The 19,398-nt window shown below is 65.0% G+C and carries 16 protein-coding genes; 10 read left to right on the top strand and 6 right to left on the bottom strand.

What is annotated here, in order from left to right; translation table 11 throughout:
* The first annotated feature begins 79 nt into the window (after positions 1-79).
* From QX070_RS21265 to QX070_RS21300, 8 genes are all read left to right on the top strand, one after another.
* Positions 80-973 (top strand): branched-chain amino acid ABC transporter permease, encoded by an 894-nt coding sequence (locus QX070_RS21265; RefSeq protein ID WP_315739000.1) that lies wholly within the window; start codon positions 80-82, stop codon positions 971-973.
* 109 nt (positions 974-1,082) lie between these two features.
* Positions 1,083-2,156 (top strand): branched-chain amino acid ABC transporter permease, encoded by a 1,074-nt coding sequence (locus tag QX070_RS21270; RefSeq protein ID WP_315739001.1) that lies wholly within the window; start codon positions 1,083-1,085, stop codon positions 2,154-2,156.
* A gap of 58 nt (positions 2,157-2,214) precedes the next feature.
* A complete protein-coding gene (locus tag QX070_RS21275) occupies positions 2,215-3,501 on the top strand; it encodes an ABC transporter substrate-binding protein (protein WP_315739002.1) in 1,287 nt (428 codons plus the stop codon).
* A 142-nt stretch (positions 3,502-3,643) separates the two neighbouring features.
* Positions 3,644-4,483 carry an ABC transporter ATP-binding protein gene (locus QX070_RS21280; RefSeq protein ID WP_315739004.1) on the top strand — a complete coding sequence of 280 codons (840 nt, stop codon included), beginning with the start codon at positions 3,644-3,646 and terminating at the stop codon, positions 4,481-4,483.
* A 126-nt stretch (positions 4,484-4,609) separates the two neighbouring features.
* Complete coding sequence (locus QX070_RS21285) at positions 4,610-5,830, top strand: phenylacetate--CoA ligase family protein (protein ID WP_315739005.1); 1,221 nt, start codon at positions 4,610-4,612, stop codon at positions 5,828-5,830.
* 136 nt (positions 5,831-5,966) lie between these two features.
* Positions 5,967-7,157, top strand: a complete 1,191-nt coding sequence (locus QX070_RS21290; RefSeq protein WP_315739006.1) for a CoA transferase — start codon at positions 5,967-5,969, stop codon at positions 7,155-7,157.
* A gap of 169 nt (positions 7,158-7,326) precedes the next feature.
* Positions 7,327-7,488: a hypothetical protein gene (locus QX070_RS21295; protein ID WP_315739007.1), complete on the top strand. Its 162-nt coding sequence runs from the start codon at positions 7,327-7,329 to the stop codon at positions 7,486-7,488.
* A 727-nt stretch (positions 7,489-8,215) separates the two neighbouring features.
* Positions 8,216-8,569 (top strand): autotransporter outer membrane beta-barrel domain-containing protein, encoded by a 354-nt coding sequence (locus tag QX070_RS21300; protein ID WP_315739136.1) that lies wholly within the window; start codon positions 8,216-8,218, stop codon positions 8,567-8,569.
* Between the two features lie 67 nt (positions 8,570-8,636).
* On the opposite strand, the gene QX070_RS21305 is transcribed toward QX070_RS21300, so the two are convergent.
* From QX070_RS21305 to QX070_RS21330, 6 genes are all read right to left on the bottom strand, one after another.
* Positions 8,637-10,157, bottom strand: a complete 1,521-nt coding sequence (locus QX070_RS21305) for a tripartite tricarboxylate transporter permease (RefSeq protein ID WP_315739008.1) — start codon at positions 10,155-10,157, stop codon at positions 8,637-8,639.
* Between the two features lie 119 nt (positions 10,158-10,276).
* A complete protein-coding gene (locus QX070_RS21310; protein ID WP_315739010.1) occupies positions 10,277-10,819 on the bottom strand; it encodes a tripartite tricarboxylate transporter TctB family protein in 543 nt (180 codons plus the stop codon).
* Positions 10,820-10,852: 33 nt separating this feature from the next.
* Positions 10,853-11,839 (bottom strand): tripartite tricarboxylate transporter substrate binding protein, encoded by a 987-nt coding sequence (locus QX070_RS21315; protein ID WP_315739011.1) that lies wholly within the window; start codon positions 11,837-11,839, stop codon positions 10,853-10,855.
* A gap of 133 nt (positions 11,840-11,972) precedes the next feature.
* The gene (locus QX070_RS21320) at positions 11,973-12,770 is read right to left on the bottom strand and encodes an enoyl-CoA hydratase/isomerase family protein (RefSeq protein ID WP_315739012.1); all 798 of its coding nucleotides are present in this window, start codon (positions 12,768-12,770) and stop codon (positions 11,973-11,975) included.
* Positions 12,770-13,963, bottom strand: a complete 1,194-nt coding sequence (locus QX070_RS21325) for a pyridoxal-phosphate-dependent aminotransferase family protein (protein WP_315739013.1) — start codon at positions 13,961-13,963, stop codon at positions 12,770-12,772. Before QX070_RS21325 ends, QX070_RS21320 begins: the two co-directional genes overlap by 1 nt.
* Before the next feature lie 208 nt (positions 13,964-14,171).
* Positions 14,172-15,377, bottom strand: coding sequence for an alanine--glyoxylate aminotransferase family protein (locus QX070_RS21330; protein ID WP_315739014.1), 1,206 nt, complete (start codon positions 15,375-15,377; stop codon positions 14,172-14,174).
* Between the two features lie 128 nt (positions 15,378-15,505).
* Between QX070_RS21330 and QX070_RS21335 the strand changes: the two genes are divergently transcribed.
* Both QX070_RS21335 and QX070_RS21340 read left to right on the top strand, forming a co-directional pair.
* Complete coding sequence (locus QX070_RS21335; RefSeq protein ID WP_315739015.1) at positions 15,506-16,264, top strand: GntR family transcriptional regulator; 759 nt, start codon at positions 15,506-15,508, stop codon at positions 16,262-16,264.
* Positions 16,265-16,377: 113 nt separating this feature from the next.
* Positions 16,378-19,332, top strand: a complete 2,955-nt coding sequence (locus tag QX070_RS21340) for an FAD-binding and (Fe-S)-binding domain-containing protein (RefSeq protein ID WP_315739017.1) — start codon at positions 16,378-16,380, stop codon at positions 19,330-19,332.
* Positions 19,333-19,398 lie beyond the last annotated feature (66 nt).

Consider the following 19,398-nt stretch of genomic DNA (forward strand, 5'->3'; position numbering starts at 1 on the left):
CGCGCATCCATCCTATTGCGAAAATCTCTGATGCGATGGATCGCCGGGTCAAGCCCGGCGATGACGAGTGAGACCGATCATGAACACCGCCTTCCTCCTCCAACTCCTCGTCAACGGCCTCGTGGTCGGCACGCTCTACGGCGTGGTCGCGATGTCGTTCGTGCTGATCTACAAGGCGACGCAGGTCGTCAATTTCGCGCAAGGCGAGCTGCTCCTGATCGGCGCCTGGGTGTGCTGGGCATTGCTGACGAAATATCAAGTGCCGTTCTGGGTGGGCATGCCGCTCACGCTGGTCTTCATGTTCGCGTTCGGCATCGTGATCCAGGTCGTGATCCTCCGGCCGATGATCGGCGAGCCCATCATCTCCGTCATCATGGTCACGATCGGTCTGTCGACCGTGTTCCAGGCGGCGCTGAAATGGATGTTCGGCGTCAACCCGCAGCCGTTCCCGCCGGTGTTCGCCAGCACGTCCGTCGACCTGTTCGGACTGCAAATCCAAACGGTCTATGTCATGAGCCTCGTGGTGTCGGTCCTGATGATGCTTGGCATGGCGTGGTTCTTCAAAGCGTCCAAATATGGCTTGGCGATGCGGGCCACCGCCTTCAACCAGCAGGTCGCGCAGTCGCTCGGCATCTCCGTGAAGAACGTGTTCGCGATGGCCTGGGCGATCTCGGCGACTGTCTCCGCCGTGGCCGGCGTCGTCGTCGCCGTGGTCAACGGCGTCTCCTCCGGCCTGTCGGCCTACGGCATCAAGGTGTTTCCGGCGGCGATCCTTGGCGGCCTCGACTCCGTCGGCGGCGCCGTGCTCGGCGGCATCATCATCGGCCTCTTGGAGAACATCGCGCAATATGTCGACAGCCAGTATCTGCACTGGGGCAATCTCTACGAGATCGCGCCGTTCTACGTCCTGATCATCATCCTGATGATCAAGCCCTACGGCCTGTTCGGCACCAAAGACATCGAACGGATATGAGCATGATCGCCGAAAAGTGGAGGCCGGTTTTCGGTAACGATCGTGCTCAAACAAAAAAGAAGGGCGAGCCCATGACGCAATTCAAGCCTCAGGCGAGATAGAGCCCGCCATGGTCGCACGTTCCACCATCCCCGCCGGTGACTTCCGCACCTCCTACACGGCCGACACCACGATCTTCCCGACCAGAACCAGCCGCAATTTCGCGATTGCGGGCGTGATCCTGTTGTGCTTCGCGCCGCAGGTGTTCTCCGAATACTGGCTGTCGGTCTCGATCCAGATCGGCATCTTTGCGATCGCGGCGCTTGGCCTCAACATCCTGGTCGGCTTCACCGGCCAGATCTCGATCGGCCAGGCCGGCTTCTTCCTGCTCGGTGCCTTCACCTCGGCCTACATCAACAACACCTATGCCATCCCGGTGTTCTTCGCGATCCCGCTCGCGGGCGTGATCACGGCCCTCGTTGGTCTGATCTTCGGCCTTCCGGCAGCGCGGCTGAAGGGGCTCTATCTCGTCATCGCCACCCTCGCTGCGCAATATATCCTGCTCGACTTCTTCTCCCGCGCCGAATGGTTCTCCGGCGGATCGGTGCCGGCCTCGGCCAATCCGTTCTCGATTCTAGGCTACACGCTGCGCGGCGACCGGCAATATTTCTATGTCGTGCTGGCCTATGTCGTGGCCTGCTACCTCCTGGTCACCAACCTGATGCGCACCCGCGACGGCCGCGCACTGATCGCGATCCGCGACCATTATCTCTCCGCCGAGATCATGGGCATCAACCTGACCAAATATCGCACGCTCTCGTTCGGCCTCGCCGCCTTCTTCGCCGGCATTGCCGGCGCGCTCTATGCGCATTACCAGCTCGTGATCTCGCAGGAGGGTTTCGGCATCGAGCGCTCGATCCTCTTCCTGGCCATGATCATCATCGGCGGCACCGGATCGGTCATGGGCACATTGATGGGGACCGCGTTCGTCGTGCTGCTGCCGGAATCGATGGAGTGGCTCAGCCACAATCTGAAGGGCAGTGCCATCGACAAGGCGCTCGCGCTCAACAACAACATCACTTTTTTGCGCGAGATCGCAATCGGCCTGATCATCATCGCCTTCCTGATGTTCGAGCCGGACGGGTTGGCGCATCGCTGGCGACAGATCAAGACATACTGGAAGCTCTATCCGTTCTCACATTGAACTCAACCAACAGGGACCGGCGACAATCCGGCCCGAACGCACCACAGGAGGAAGCACTATGACGATGAAATCATTGCTGGGCTCGGCGGCTCTCGCGCTGCTCGCAGGCGCCTTCGCTTCAACGGCGCAGGCGCAGCAGATCGCGATCGGCCATCTGCAGGATCTGTCGGGCGGCACGTCCGACGTCGGTACACCCTATGGCCAGGCCGTCGTCGACAGCTTCGCCTGGGTCAACAAGAACGGCGGCATCGGCGGCAAGCAGCTCGCGGTCGATAGCAACGACTATGGCTACCAGGTGCCGCGCGCGATCGCGCTGTACAAGAAGTGGTCGGCGCCGGACAACAAGGTCGCGGCGATCATGGGCTGGGGCACCGCGGACACCGAGGCGCTGACCGGCTTCCTCGCCAACGACAAGATCCCTGACATGTCGGGCTCCTACGCCGCCGCGCTGACCGACCCCGAAGGCACCAGCGGCAAGGCCAAGCCCGCCCCGTATAACTTTTTCTACGGCCCGAGCTACTCGGACGCGCTGCGCGCCGAGCTGACCTGGGCGGCCGAGGACTGGAAGGCCAAGGGCAAGCCGGGCAAGCCGAAATTCGTCCACATGGGCGCCAACCACCCCTATCCCAACGCGCCGAAGGCCGCGGGCGAAGCGCTCGCCACCGAGCTCGGCTTCGAGGTGCTGCCGCCGCTGGTGTTCGCGCTGGCGCCCGGCGACTACAGCGCGCAGTGCCTGAGCCTGAAGAGCTCCGGCGCCAACTACGCCTATCTGGGCAACACCGCGGCCTCCGACATCTCGGTGATGAAGGCCTGCAAGAATGCCGGCGTCGAGGTGCAGTTCCTGTCCAACGTCTGGGGCATGGACGAGAACGCCGCCAAGACCGCGGGCGATGCCGCCAACGGCGTCGTCTTTCCGCTGCGCACCTCGGTGGCCTGGGGCGGCGATGCGCCGGGCATGAAGACGGTGCAGGAAATCTCGAAGATGTCCGACCCGACCGGCAAGGTCTACCGCCCGGTGCACTACGTCGCCGCAGTCTGCTCGTCGCTCTACATGAAGGAGGCGATCGAGTGGGCTGCGAAGAACGGCGGCGCCACCGGCGAGAACGTCGCCAAGGGCTTCTACCAGAAGAAGGACTGGGTGCCCGCAGGGATGGAAGGCGTCTGCAGCCCCTCGACCTGGACCGAGAAGGACCACCGCGGCACCATGAAAGTCGACCTCTATCGCGTGCGCGTGACGGGTCCGACGGATGGCGACCTCAACGAGCTCATGGCCAAGGGCGTGATCAAGCTCGAGAAGGTGAAGACCATCGAGCTGCCGCGCAAAGCCGAATGGGCTGGGTGGTAGTTCCTTACACCAGCGCCATGGCCGGGCAGAAGCGCGAAGCGCGTCTTTGCACAATCTCCCGGCCATCCACGTCTTGCTTCACACGCTGATAGGCGTGGATGCCCGGGTCAAGCCCGGGCATGACGACGGATAGAGTGTCGCCATGACCGATACACTGGAAAATCTGCGGACGGCCGCAACTGCTGGGGCACCCGCCCCCCTGCTCTCCGTCCGCAACATCGAGGTCGTCTATGACGACGTCATCCTGGTGCTGCGCGGCCTCAGCCTCGACGTGCCCAAGGGGGCGATCGTCGCGCTGCTCGGCGCCAACGGCGCGGGCAAGTCGACGACCTTGAAGGCGATCTCTGGCCTGCTGAAGACCGAGGACGGCGAGGTCACGCGCGGCGAGATCATGTTCGACGGCGCGCGCATCGACGGCATCGATCCGGAGAAGATCGTCCGTCGCGGCATCTTCCAGGTGATGGAAGGACGCCGCATCGTCTCCGACATGACCTCGCTGGAGAACCTCAAGCTCGGCGCCTTCACGCGCAGCGATCGCGAGGTCAACAGCGACATCGAGATGGTGTTCAACTATTTCCCGCGGCTGAAGGAGCGCACCGGCCTCGCGGGCTATCTCTCCGGCGGCGAGCAGCAGATGCTGGCGATCGGACGGGCGCTGATGGCACGGCCGAAGATGATCCTGATGGACGAACCGTCGATGGGCCTGTCGCCGCTGCTGGTCAAGGAGGTGTTCGCGATCATCAAGGAGATCAACCGCGATCTCGGCGTCACCATCCTGCTGGTCGAACAGAACGCGCGCGCGGCGCTGTCGGTCGCCAGCCACGGCTACATCATGGAACAGGGCAAGGTGGTGCTCGACGGCACCGCCGACAGCTTGCGCGACAATGAGGACGTCAAGGAGTTCTACCTCGGCGGCGCCGGCGACCAGCGCAAGAGCTTCAAGAACCTGAAGAGCTTCAAGCGGCGGAAGCGGTGGCTGTAGCCGAACTCTCTCCTCGTCATGGCCGGGCTTGACCCGGCCATCCACGCGCGAGCCGCAACGACGAACGACGTGGATGCGCGGGACAAGCCCGGGCATGACGACCGCAAGATTCAAGGACTGGGTACGATGACCCACTACGACGCCCTCGAAACCCGTGATCCCGCAGCCCGCGAGCAGGATCTGTTCGGCCGCCTGCCCGACGTGCTGCACGCGGCGATGAAGGCGCCGGCCTATGCCGCGCTGCTGCAGGGCATCGATCCCCAGGACATCACGACGCGCGCCGCGCTGGCGCAGTTGCCGGTGCTGCGCAAGTCCGAGCTGCCGGCGCTGCACAAGGCGGCGCCGCCATTCGGCGGCTTCGTCGCGCAGACGCCCGGTGCGTTCTCGCGCCTGTTCACCTCACCCGGCCCGATCTTCGAGCCGGAGGCCGCGCACAACGATCCCTGGCGCGGCGCCCGCGCGCTGTTCGCCTCGGGCTTCCGCAGTGGCGATGTCGTGCTCAACACCTTCAGCTATCATCTGACGCCGGGCGGCTTCATCTTCGATGCCTCGGCGCGCGCGCTCGGCTGCGCCGTGATCCCGGCGGGGCCAGGGAACACCGAGGCGCAGTTCGAGCTGATCGAGGCCTACCGGCCGATCGGCTACAGCGGCACGCCGGACTTCCTGAAGATCCTGCTCGATGCTGCCGCCAGCGCCGGTCGCGACGTCTCCTCGCTCAAGCGCGCGCTGGTGTCGGGCGCGGCGTTCCCGCCATCACTGCAGGCCGAGATCAAGGCCCGCGGCATCGACGCCTATCAGGCGTTCGGCACCGCCGATCTCGGCATCATCGCCTACGAGACCGCCGCACGCGAGGGCATGGTGGTCAACGAGGACCTGATCCTCGAGATCGTCCGGCCCGGCACCGGCGATCCGGTCCAGGAGGGCGATGTCGGCGAGATCGTCGTCACCTCGCTCGATCCCCACCATCCTTGGATTCGCCTGGCACTCGGCGATCTCACCGCCGGCCTCCCGGGTCTCAGTCCGTGTGGCCGCACCAACATGCGGATCAAGGGCTGGATGGGGCGCGCCGACCAGACCACGAAGATCAAGGGCATGTTCGTGCGCCCCGAGCAGGTGGCCGAGATCGGCAAGCGCCATCCGGAGTTCGGCCGCCTCCGGCTGGTCGTCAGCCGCGCCGGCGAGACCGATGCGATGACGCTGAAGGCCGAGTGCGCGGCGCCCGCAGCCGACCTGCAAGAGGCGCTGGCCGCCAGCCTGCGCAGCGTCACCAAGCTCAGCGGCCAAGTCGAGCTGGTCGCGCCAGGCACGCTGCCCAACGATGGCAAAGTGATCGCCGACGAGCGGTGAGCGCGCGCAAGTTCCGCTCAAGTAGAAGCCCTGCACCAGCGGCATGAGCAGCGCGGCACGCACCGCTGTCCGCGCAATTGTCGCGCTGCGCGCGCTCTCCTATACAGCCATGTCGCCTCTCTCGGAGTTCGTCCGCATGGCCTTCCCGCGCGCATCCAAAGCCCTGTCCCGCTTCACTGTCCTCGATTTGACGCGGGTGCGCGCCGGCCCGACCTGCGCGCGGCAGTTCGCCGATTGGGGCGCCAACGTCATCAAGATCGACGCCATGATGGAGGATGGCGGCGAAGCGCTTGGCGGCCCGCGCCGCGGCGCCGACTTCCAGAACCTGCATCGCAACAAGCGCGCGATGACGCTCAATCTGAAGGATCCGAAGGGCGTCGACGTGTTCATGCGGCTCGCCGAAAAAGCCGACGTCGTGATCGAGAACTACCGGCCCGACGTCAAGACCAAGCTCGGCATCGACTATGAGGCGGTGCGCAAGGTCAATCCGCGCATCGTCTATGGCAGCATCTCCGGCTTCGGCCAGGATGGTCCCTATGCCAAGCGGCCCGGTTTCGACCAGATCGCGCAGGGCATGGGCGGGCTGATGTCGATCACCGGGGCACCTGGCGAGGGTCCGATGCGCGCGGGCATCCCGATCGCAGATCTCTCGGCAGGGCTCTCTTGCGCGATGGGTATCCTCACGGCGCTGCTCGAGCGCGAGGTCTCCGGCGAGGGCCAGTGGGTCCAGACCTCGCTGCTGCAGGCGCAGATCTTCATGCTCGACTTCCAGGCCGCCCGCTGGCTGATGGAGAAGGAGGTCGCGCCGCAGGCCGGCAACAATCATCCGACCAGCATCCCGACCGGCGTGTTCAAGACCTCCGACGGCTACATCAATATCGCCGCGACCGGCGGCCGAATCTGGGAGCGGCTGTGCCAGACGCTCGGTGCCTCCCAATGGATCGACAATCCGGACTACGCGACGGCACCGGCGCGTTCGAAGAACCGCGACGCGCTCAACGCCGAGATCAACGCACGCACGCTCGCCAAGACGAGCGAGCAATGGGTCGCCGAGCTGAATGCCGCGGGCGTGCCGTGCGGGCCGATCTACGCGATCGATCAGATGTTCGAGGACCCGCAGGTCAAGCATCTCGGCATGGCGCAGCCGGTGCCGAACGACGACGGCCGCGACATCACGCTGGTGGCGCAGCCCTTCACCTTGTCGCGCACGCCCAGCCGGATGGCGGCGCGGCCGCCGGAATTCGGCGAGCAGACCGAGGAGATCCTGTCCGAGTTCGGCTTCACCGACGGCGAGATCGCCGATCTCCGACTGCATCGCGTCGTGTGAGCAGGTGCAATATGTCCAAGCTGCGGCACCCCGCCGCTGTGGCCCAGATGTCACCACGTTGGAACTTCAGACTTGGCCGGATTGAGGCCAAGGCAAGATCGCGTTAATCTCTTCGCATCAGTTGATCGCGGACCCCCTCGGGGCCCGTGCGTGTGAGGAGTAGCGGGTCATGAGCGCATCCGAGTTGAACGAGTTTCTGACGGCGATGAACATCGTGCGCGACGTCAACGGAGCCGCTCTGAATCACCCCGGCGCTCTGCCGTTCGACGAGACGATGCTCGACAACGAGTCCGACTGGTACCACATGCCGGTGGCCGAGAAGGCCAATTGACCTTCCTCCGGTTCACACGCTCTCTTTCCTACATCGCCTTTGCCCAAAGCCTCCTTCCGAGAAGCCGGACGGAGGCTTTTTCATTTCGGGGCGCAACCGGGATGAGCTGCGAACTCTGATCCACCGAACGCAAAAAAAAGCCCGACGCAAGCGCCGGGCAAGGGATCGTCTCGGGAGGAAACATCAGGGCGCGATGACCAGAGATCAGGCACCGCGCGTGAGCAGTTCAGAACTGCCCATGAATGAAGCCTATCACCGCTCTGCCTAAAATGCTGTCATCGCAAAGACACAACCTCTGGAGAAGCGCGGAAACGATTCGAACAACGGTCCGTCGATGCAATCGAAGCGCTGAGGACGTGGCTGCGGTGCCACAGTCCGATTGCGAACAGCGCCAACGCCCAGTGCACCCAAAGAGTCACAATTCCCCTATCCCGCAGTTCTGCATGCTCTCGTTGCTGGCCTGGCCCTCGACCGGCGCAACGACGGCACGAACAGCAATGGCGGCATCAGCTCCGCGACGACCGATGGCGGCATCGGGGGCTGGGGTCCCTGTCATCGAGGGCGGCGGTGACGGTGCAGGTGTCAACGGCGGCGATGGTGGAAAGGACAACGGCGGTCATGCCCTGGGCGGCCGAGGCGGCGTCGGCGCCGGAGAGCCGGGACATTCCCAGCGACAATGGCGTCGAGTTACGGCGTTGGCGGCTTCACCAAGACCGGCAGCGGCCGGATGACGCTCAGCCTTGAGCTACGCGGGAAAAACGGTCACCAACACGCGCGCCGAGCTGGCCAGTGCACCGACAGATCCTATGCGCTGCCTGACGGCGCCCTCACCCTGCGCGGCCGCCTCGCCCGGGCGCACGACTTCGATCCGGATCGTTCCGTGACCGCCACGTTCCAGACGCTGCCGGGCGCAAGCTTCGTCGTCAACGGCGCCGCGCAGGCGCGCGACTCCGCGCTGACGACGACCTCGGTCGAGATGAGCTGGCAGAACGGCTGGAGCGCCTTGGCGACGTTCGAAGGCGAGTTCTCGAGCGTCACCCGTTCCTATGCCGGCAAGGGCAGCGTGCGCTACACGTGGTAGGAGCGGCGTAGCCGATCGAGCGCAGGCGTCCAGCTGGCAGGGCACGGGTGATCAGCGACAAACCGTACTAAGCCTCGGCCTTCGCGGCCGGCGCTCCCGACTTGCTGAAGCTCGCGATCACACGATCGATCAGCGGCCAGAACAGCAGCACGATCGCCAGCGTCGTTATGGTGCCCACCAGCCCGTTCGCCCAGAACACCTTCATGTTGCCGCCGGAGATGATCATCGACTGCCGGAACGCGTCCTCGGCACGGCTGCCGAGCACCAGCGCCAAGGTGAACGGCGCCAGCGGGATCTTGATCTTCTTGAAGACATAGCCGACGACACCGAAGCCGAGCATCAGCCAGACGTCGAACATCGCATTCTGGATCGCGTAGGCGCCGATCGCGCAGGACACCACGATCATCGGCGCCACGGCCGCGAACGGCACGCGCAGGATCGAGGCGAAGATCGGCACGGTGGAAAGCACGAGCACGAGGCCGACGACATTGCCGAGATACATCGAGGCGATCAGGCCCCAGACGAAATCCTTGTGCTCCACGAACAGCAGCGGGCCGGGATTGAGGCCCCACACCATCAGGCCGCCGAGCAGGATCGCCGCGGTGCCGGAGCCGGGGATGCCGAGCGCCAGCATCGGCAGCAGCGCCGCGGTGCCCGAGGCATGCGCCGCCGTCTCAGGCGCGAACACGCCCTCGATGCGGCCCTTGCCAAAACTGTCCGGATCCTTCGAGAAGCGCTTGGCGAGGTTGTAGCCCATGAAGGAGGCGGCAATCGCGCCGCCCGGCGTGATGCCGAGCCAGCAGCCGATCACCGAGGAGCGCAGCAGGGTCATCCAATACTTCGGCAGGTCCTTCCACACCGCGAGTACGGTGCGCAGCGAGATCGAGGCGGCGTGGCCGCGCAGCGCCAGGCGCTCCTCCATCGTCAGCAGGATCTCGCTGATGCCGAACAGGCCGATGACCGCGACCAGAAAGTTGATGCCGCGCAACAGATCGGTCGAGCCGAAGGTCATCCGCAACTGACCGGACACGGTGTCCATGCCGACGCCAGCGAGCAGCAGGCCGAGCGCCATCGCGATGACAGTCTTGTGCTTGTCCTCACGCCCCAGCCCGACGAACGAGCAGAAGGTCAGCAGATAGACCGCGAAGAACTCGGGCGGACCGAACCTCAGCGCGAAGGACGAGATCCAGGGCGCCAGGAAGGTGATCAGCATCACCGCGACCAGCGAGCCGATGAACGACGAGGTGAAGGCGGCTGTCAGCGCCTCCGCCGCCTTGCCCTGCTGCGCCATCGGATAGCCGTCGAAAGTGGTCGCCACCGACCACGCCTCGCCGGGAATGTTGAACAGGATCGAGGTGATGGCGCCGCCGAACAGCGCGCCCCAGTAGATGCAGGACAGCATCACGATGGCCGAGGTCGGGTCCATTGAGAAGGTCAGCGGCAGCAGGATGGCGACGCCGTTGGGCCCCCCCAGCCCGGGCAGCACGCCGACGAAGACGCCGAGCACGAGCCCAACCATCATCAGCAGCAGCGTCTTCCAGGTCAGGAGGACCGCGAACCCGTGCAGCAGCAGACCCAAGGCTTCCATGATTTCATTCCAACTGTTTCCTCGTCATTGCGAGCGCAGCAAAGCAATCCAGAGTCGAGTGCGCAGCCCTGGATTGCGTCGTCGCGTTGCTCCTCGCAATGACGGGGGAGAGACCGGTGTCAGTACCCGAACGCCGCTTCGAGTGGGCCCTTCGGCATGATCACGTCGAACACGACGTCGAAAGTCACGAACATCACGGCGCTGAACAGCAACGCCGTGAGCAGCGATTTCCAGATCGCGATCTTGCCGACGAGGCGCATGAACCCGGCGATCAGCAGGAAGCTCGCGACGTAGATGCCGAGAAACTGCATCGCGATGCAGAACAGCAGCGTCGGCACGAATACCGCCATCACGCGCCGCAGTTGCGCGCGCGTCACGAAGGTCTCGACCGCTTCCTTTCTCGACACGAAAGCGGCGCCGATCCCGTAAAGGCTGGCGCCGCCGAGGATCACCGACAGATAGAACGGGAAGTAGCCGGGCTCCGGACCGGTCGAGTCCCAGGACGCGCCGGTCCGCCAATTGTCCCAGGCGAGCACGACCGCGAGCGCGAGCAGCAGCAGCGACACCGCGACGTCGACGGTCCGGGTGGAGGTGACGGCCGGAGAATCCTCCTCTGGCGCGGTCGGATCGTCGACGGCGATCTCGAGCTCAGCGTTGGACATCGATCCTCCTCATCCCCTCGCCCCGCCCCAGCCTCACTTGGCGACGAAGCCGGCTTCCGTCATCAGCTGCTTGTTGAGCGAGCCATCCTCTTCGAGAAACTGCAGCATGTCCTTGCCGGTGAGGAAGATCGGCTTCAGCGCCTGCTTCTCCATGTAGTCCTTGTATTCCGGCGTCTGCACCAGCTTGCTGAACAGGTCGATGTAGAACTCCTGCTGCTCCTGGGTCACCTTACCCGGCAGGAACATGCCGCGCAGCATCAGGTATTGCACGTCCAGCCCCTGCTCCTTGCAGGTCGGAATGTCGTTCCAGGACTGCGTCTCCGTGACCTTGGTCGTGTAGGAGATGCGCTCCTTGTCGAACACGCAGAGCGGACGCACCTGGCCGGCGCGCCAGACTTCGAGATTCTCGGAAGGATTGTTGACGTTCGCTTCGGTGTGCCCGCCAACCAGTTGGGTCGCGGCCTCGCCCCCCGACTTGTAGGGCAGATAGGAGAACTTGGCGCCGGTCTTCTTCTCCATGAAGACCGTGAGCACGTGATCCTCCCGCTTGGAACCGGTGCCGCCCAACTTGAACGGAGAACTCGACGCTTTGGCGGCTTCGATGAACTCCTTCACCGTCTTCGGGCCGTTGACGTTGTCCCACAGCACGAACTGATCGAGTGCGATCACCGCGACCGGCGACAGTTCGCGCCAGTCGAACGGCAGCTTGGCCGACAGCGGCAGCATGTAGATCAGCGAATAGGCGATCAGGACCTTATTCGGATCGCCGTCGCTGGACTTCATGTACATCAGCGCCTCGGCCCCGGACGCGCCGCCCTTCAGCGACACGACCACCGGCTGCTTCAGCAGATTGTTCTTCTGAATGGCAGCCTGCATCATCCGCGCCATCTGGTCGGATGCACCGCCGGCGCCCGCGGCGACGACAATCTCGACCGGCTTGGTCGGCTCCCAGCCGGCAAAGGCCGGCGCAGTTGCGAAAAAGGCCGCCGTCGCGGCCGCGATCTTGATGAGTTTGCGCACGTGCTTTCTTCCCCGTTCGAAGCCCCAGCTTGCATCCTACCAGGATACTGCTGGCTTATTGTGGTCAGTTCAAGAACACAAGCATGATGCGCCCTCATGTTCCTCGGCATAAGGTCGCAAGCACGGCATCGGACTACTTGCCTTTCCAGTTCGGCGTCCGCTTGTTGAGGAACGCCTCCATGCCTTCGCGGAAATCCTCGCTCATATAGGCGCGTAGGATCAAATCCTCGCCCTCGTCCCGCGACAGGGTCCGGCGGATGCGGCGCACGGCCTCCTTGGTGACCTCGAGGGTGATCGGCGCGTGCGAGGCGACGAGCCTCGCGGTCTCCAGCGCGCGTGTCTGCAGCGTCTCGACGTCAGGCACGATCTCGTTGAGCAGACCGAGCGCGAGCGCCTCCGGCGCCTCGACCAGCCGGGCCTTGAAGATCAGGTCCTTGGTGCGCGCCGGTCCGATCAGGGAGACCACGCGTGAGATGTTCGACATCGACAGGCAGTTGCCGAGCGTGCGCGCGATCGGGAAACCGATACGTGTCGTCTCGGTGCCGATGCGAATGTCGCAGCAGGCGGCAATGCCGGCACCGCCGCCGGTGCAGGCGCCCGCGATCGCCGCAATCACCGGCACACGGCACAGTTCGAGCGTGCCGAGCACGCGGTCGATCCGCGCCTCGTAGTCGAGCGCATCCTGCGCGGTCTTGAAGGCACGAAACTGGGAGATGTCGGTGCCGGAGGCGAAGGCCTTGTCGCCCGCGCCAGTCAGAATCAGCGCCTTGATCGACCGATCGGCGTTGATGGCCTCGCAGATAGAGGCCATCCGGTCGTACATCGCGAACGTCATCGCGTTGCGCGCCTGCGGCCGGTTGAAGGTGATCTTGGCGATGCCGTCGTCGACGGCATAGATCAGATCGTCGGAGCCGGTCACAGGTGCGTTCATCAGGCCACCTTCGGAATCGGCGCTGCCTCGCGCGCCTTCAGGACATCCATCGCCGCGAGCACGCCACCTGCACGATGCGGCACGCCAGCGAGCGCAAGGCCCATCTCGACGCCTGCAAGCGTGCCCATCAGCATCAAGTCGTTGAAGTGACCGATATGACCGATGCGGAAGACCTTGCCCTTGATCTTGTTGAGGCCGGTGCCGAGCGACATGTCGAAGTTTTCCAGCACCGTCTTGCGGAACTGATCGGCGTCATGGCCCTCGGGCATGACCACGCCGGTCAGCGCCGGCGAATGCGCCTGCGGATCCTGACACTGCGTATCCAGGCCCCAGGCCTTGACGGCAGCCCGCGTCGCAAGGCTGTGGCGGCGATGACGCGCAAACACGTTGTCGTGGCCTTCCTCCTCCAGCATCTTCAGCGCCTCGTTGAGGCCCATCAGCAGATTGCACGCCGGCGTATAGGGGAAGGTACCAAGCTTGTTGAAGGTGATGATCTCCTGCCAGTCCCAATAGGAGCGCATGCCGGGATTGGCCTTGGCGGCGGCGAGCGCCTTCTCCGAGACGGCGTTGAAGCCGAGGCCCGGCGGCAGCATCAGGCCCTTCTGCGAGCCAGCGACGGAGACGTCGACGCCCCACGCGTCGTGCTCATACTCCATCGAGCCGAGGCCAGAGATGGTGTCGACCATCAGGAGCGCCGGGTGGCCGGCCCGGTCGAGCGCCTTGCGCACCTCGAGCGGCGGCGTCAGGCAGCCGGTCGAGGTCTCGTTGTGCACGACGCAGACGGCCTTGATCTTGTGCGCCTTGTCATCGACCAGACGCTGCTCGATCGCCGCAATGTCGGCGCCATGGCGCCAGTCGCCGGGGATGAAGTCGACGTCGAGCTTGAACTTGTCGGCGATGCCACGCCACAGCACCGCGAACTGGCCGGTCTCGGCCATCAGCACCTTGTCGCCAGGCGCGAGCGTGTTGACGATCGCGGCTTCCCACGCGCCGGTGCCCGACGACGGATAGATGATCACCGGCTGCTTGGTGCGGAAGATTCGCTGCGATGCAGTCAGCACGGCGAAGCCGAGCTCGGCGAACTCGGGACCGCGATGGTCCAGCGTCGGCATATCCATCGCGCGCAGCACGCGGTCGGGCACGTTGGTCGGCCCCGGAATCTGAAGAAAATGCCGTCCTGTGTGCACAGTCATTGGCGTCCGTCCCCGGTCATTTGGTTGGTGCGCGGGCGTGGCATCCCACGCGCTGGCCGCGCTTTTCTCCCGCCAGACCGCTGGCGTCAACAAAGAAGACGCAAGCACCGATCGCTTCGGGCTGACATCCCTCAGATGCACACGAATCCCCTTCTCCTGTGCAGTGCGGCATAGCGGGACGTCCCAGCTTGCTGCACGCGATTTGGCCTCATTTCACCGCAGCCAGATGGCGCGGCGCATTGCCCTCCAATGGCTCTTCAAGCAGCGCCATCGCGGCATCGACGCCGCCGGCACGATGCGGCACGCCGGCCGCACGCAGCCCCATCTCGACACCGCTCAGCGCAGCCATCAGGGTCAGCGCGTTGCACTCGCCGAGATGGCCGATGCGGAACACCTTGCCCGCGACCTTGGACAGGCCCGAACCGAGCGACATGTTGTAGTTGTCGAGCACGACCTGACGGAACTGATCTGCGTCATGGCCCGGCGGCATCAGCACGGCGGTCAGCACCGGAGAGAAATCCTTCGGCTCCTGGCACAGCACCTCCAGGCCCCAATGCTCGACGGCGGCGCGGGTCGCGGCCGCAAGCCTGAGGTGGCGCGCGAACACCTGATCGAGACCCTCCTCGAGCAGCATCGCAATCGCTTCACGCAGACCGTAGAGCAGGTTCGTCGCCGGCGTGTAGGGGAAGAAGCCGTTCGCGTTCAGCTTCAGCATGTCTTCCCAGTCCCAGAACGAGCGCGGCATCTTGTTGGCCTTGGCAACAAGGCGCGCCTTGTCCGAGATGGCGTTGAAGCCGAGCCCCGGCGGCAGCATGAAGCCCTTCTGGGAGCACGACACGGCGACGTCGACCTTCCACTCGTCGAATCGGAAGTCGGCCGAGGCGAGACCAGAAATCGTGTCGACCATCAGCAGCGCCGGATGCTTGGCGCGGTCGATCGCGGCGCGCACCTCGCCGATCCGGCTGGTCGCGCCGGTCGAGGTTTCGTTGTGCACGACCATCACCGCCTTGAGCCGATGACCGGCGTCGGCAACCAGCTTCTCCTCGATGACGGCAGGATCGACGCCACGGCGCCAGTCGCCGGGAATGAAATCGACCTCGATTCCCCACCGCGTCGCCATCTGCCGCCACAGCGTGGCGAAGTGGCCGGTCTCGACCATCAGCACCTTGTCGCCCGGCGACAGCGTGTTGACGATGGCGGCCTCCCAGGCGCCGGTGCCCGAGGACGGATAGATGACTACCGGGCTCGTGGCCTTGAAGATCGCCTGCGAGCCACCGAGCACGGCCTTGCCGAGTTCGGCGAACTCGGCGCTGCGGTGATCGATCACCGGCATGTCCATCGCCCGCAGCACCCGCTCGGGCACCGGACTTGGGCCCGGAATATGCAAGAAATGACGGCCTTGGGGACGGGTCACGACAGAGCTCCGGGCGACGACGGCATTCTGGCACCAATGATTGCATTCAATTATTCAGCATGCAAGAGATTAAACGTATTCACACACAAGGTCGACCACATCTGTAACTATCGCTACAATGGGGTGAAATGAATTCCACGATTCCCGATATCGAGACGCCACCATTGGCAGATCCAAGTGGTCGACCTGCGCCTGCGCGGGACGAGACCTCGCTGCATGACGAGATCCTGGCACGGCTGCGCGACTACATCGTCGAGGGCCACGTCGCCGACGGCGGCCGCCTGTCCGAGCGCCAGCTTTGCGAAATGCTGGGGGTGTCCCGCACTCCCTTGCGCGAAGCGCTCAAGGTGCTCGCGGCCGAAGGCCTGGTCGAGCTGCTGCCCAATCGCGGCGCTCGGGTGCGCCCGCTCAGCGCCGCCGACATCCACGAATTATTCGACCTGATGGGAGGCCTGGAAGGGCTCGCCGGCCGCCTCGCCTGCGAGAAGATTTCGGATGAAGCGATCGAAAAAATCGAGCAGTTTCATCATGATATGTACGGGTTTTACATGCGGCAGGACATGCAGGGCTATTTCCGCATGAACCAGCTCATCCACCGCGCGATCGTGGATGCCGCCGCCAACGCCACCCTTCATGCGACCTATGAGAGCCTGGCGGGCCGCATCCGGCGGGTGCGCTTCTCGGCCAATTTCGCCCGCAAGCGCGAACGCTGGAGCGAGGCCATGCGCGAGCATGAGATGATCCTCGACGCCCTGCGCCGGCGCGCCGGAAGCGAGCTGTCCGACATTCTGTTTCAACATCTGCGCAACAAGGGCGCGGCCGCGATCGCCTACTTCGGCGAGAGTCAACCGCCAACGGCGGGAAGTAAGCCGGACAAGGTCGAATGACGCCCAGGATTGCGCAAATTTGCATGCAATCAGATTGACGCATTTGCAGAAATGAATGACACGGGGCTCAAGAGGGCCCGCCAGACGACAGCCGGGCCCGACCAGGGATCACCATGCCGAACGCCAAAGCCGGTCCGTCCAGGCTCGAACAGAAGCTCCGCGCCGAGATTGCAGGCGGCATCTTCTTCGACCGCTTCAGCCGTGGCCGCTACGCCACCGACGCCTCGTTCTACCAGGTCATCCCGGCCGGCGTGGTCGTGCCGCGCACGATGGACGAGGCACTGCGTACGCTCGCCCTCGCCCGCGACGACGGCCGCATCGTCACCCCGCGCGGCGGCGGCACCTCGCAATGCGGCCAGACCGTCAACGAGGGGATCGTCGTCGACTTCTCCAAGCACCTGAACCGCATCGTCTCTCTCGACGTCGAGGCTCGGACCTGCGTGGTCGAGCCGGGCATCGTGCTCGACGACCTCAATCGCCAGCTCAAGCAGCACGGCCTGTGGTTTCCCGTCGACGTCTCGACGGCGTCGCGTGCCACGATCGGCGGCATGGCCGGCAACAATTCCTGCGGCGGCCGCTCGCTGCGCTACGGCACGATGCGCGACAACACCATCGCGATCGACGCGGCGCTCGCCGACGGCACGCTGGCGCATTTTGGCGAGGTGCCGCGAGACCTTCGTGACGTCAGCGCGCCGGACAGCGCTCACGCGCTGTTTCGCGACATGCTTGCGCTGGGCGAGCGCGAGGCCGCGGAGATCGCCGACAAGTTTCCCAAGGTGCAGCGCCGCGTCGGCGGCTACAATCTGGATGCGCTGACGCCGCGCAACGCCGCCAACAACCTGGCCCATCTGCTCGTCGGCTCCGAAGGCACCCTCGCCTTCTCCACCCGCATCGAGCTCAAGCTGTGGCCCCTGATCCGCACCAAGGTGCTCGGCATCTGCCATTTCGGCAGCTTCTACGCGGCCATGGACGCGGCTCAGCACCTTGTGAAGCTGAAGCCGATCGCGGTCGAACTGGTGGACCGCACCATGATCGGGCTTGGACGCGACATCGCGATGTTCCAGCCAGTGATCGCCGCCGCCGTGCGCGGCGACCCCGACGCCATCCTGGTGGTGGAGTTCGCTGAGGAGACAACGGACGAGAACCTCGCCAAGCTGAAGCAGCTCTCCGAGTTGATGGGCGACCTCGGCTTCGCCTGGAGCAACGAGCCGCGCAAATGGGGCGGCGTGGTCGAGATATCAGACCCTGCCCTGCAGACCGCGGTCGCCGACTTCCGCGCCGCCGGCCTCAACGTGATGATGTCGATGAAGGAGGCCGGCAAGCCGGTGTCGTTCGTCGAGGACTGCGCCGTGCCGCTGCCGCATCTCGCCGACTACACCGCACGTCTCAACGACGTGTTCGCGAAGCACGGCACGCGCGGCACCATGTATGCGCACGCCTCCGAAGGCTGCCTGCACGTCCGCCCGGTGCTGAACCTGAAGCTGGAGAAGGACGTCGAGGCGATGCGGGCCATCGCCGAGGAAGCCTTCGCCATGGTGCGCGAGTACAAGGGCTCGCATTCCGGCGAGCACGGCGACGGCATCGTGCGCTCGGAATTCCACGAACAGATGTTCGGCAGCCGCATCGTCGCCGACTTCAAGGAGGTCAAGCAGCGCTTCGACCCCGGCAATGTGCTCAATCCCGGCCGCATCGTCGATCCGCCCAAGATGGACGACCGCTCGCTGTTCCGCTATCCGCCGGACTATCGCATCGATGATCTCAAGACCGTGCTCGACTGGTCGGCCTATCCCGGCGCCGCCGGCGGTTTCCAGGGCGCGGTCGAGATGTGCAACAACAACGGCGCCTGCCGCAAGCTCGACGGCGGCGTGATGTGCCCGTCCTATCGCGCCACCCGCGACGAGAAGGATGTCACGCGCGGCCGCGCCAATACGCTGCGGCTCGCGATCTCCGGCCAGCTCGGTCCCGGCGCGCTGTCGTCTGACGAGATGATGGAAACGCTGAAGCTGTGCGTGTCCTGCAAGGCCTGTCGCCGCGAGTGTCCGACCGGCGTCGACATGGCCAAGATGAAGATCGAGGTGCTGGCAGCGCGGGCAACGACGCATGGTCTTACGCTGCGTGACCGGCTCGTCGCCTACCTGCCGCGCTACGCCGATCTCGTCGCCCGCGTCGCGCCGCTCGTGAACCTGCGCAATCATGTTGCGCCCCTGCGCGTGCTGATGGAGCGCGTTGCGGGCATCAGCGCCAAGCGCAAGCTGCCGGCCTTCCGCACCGACACCTTCCGCGTCGAGGCCGACGCGTTCGGTCCGGCTGATGGCCGTGAGGTCGTGCTGTTCGGCGACACCTTCAACCGCGTCTATGAGCGCGAAAATCTCGACGCCGCGCTGCGCGTGCTGATCGCGGGCGGCTACCGCGTCTACGTTCCCAAGCCCGCCGATGGCGGCCGGGCGCTGTGCTGCGGCCGGACGTTCCTGTCCGCCGGTCTGGTCGACGAAGCCAAGTCCGAGCTGCAGCGCCTGGTCGAGACCTACGCGCCGTTCGCAGCGCGCGGCGTGCCGATCATTGGCCTGGAGCCAAGCTGCCTGCTGACGCTGCGCGACGAGCTGCTGTCGCTACGCGACGATACCGCCGCGAAGACGATCAGCGCGCACGCGCTGCTGCTGGAAGAGTTTCTGGCGCGCGAGGCAGAGGCCGGACGGCTCGCGCTGCCGCTCGCCCCCCTGCCCGGCAAGGCGCTGCTGCACGGCCATTGCCATCAGAAATCCTTCGCCGCCTTCAAGCCTGTCGAGCAGGTGCTGCGACTCATTCCGGAGCTCACGGTCGAGACCATCGAATCCTCCTGCTGCGGTATGGCCGGCGCGTTCGGCTATGGCGCGGAGACCTACGAGGTCTCGCTGCAGATGGCGGAGGCGTCGCTGCTGCCTGCGGTACGCAAGGCAGAAGCTTCGACCTTCATCGTCGCCAACGGCACCTCCTGCCGCCACCAGATCCAAGACGGCGCCGGTCGCGGCGCCGTGCACGCTGCGCAGCTCCTGGCGATGAGCCTGGAGCGGACGCAGATGCGTTCTTGATTCACGAGGTCGGAACGCCGCGGAGCATGATCTCAATGTTCGTCATTGCGAGGAGCGAAGCGACGA

Source organism: Bradyrhizobium sp. SZCCHNR1093, assembly GCF_032381175.1.
Taxonomy (GTDB): domain Bacteria; phylum Pseudomonadota; class Alphaproteobacteria; order Rhizobiales; family Xanthobacteraceae; genus Bradyrhizobium.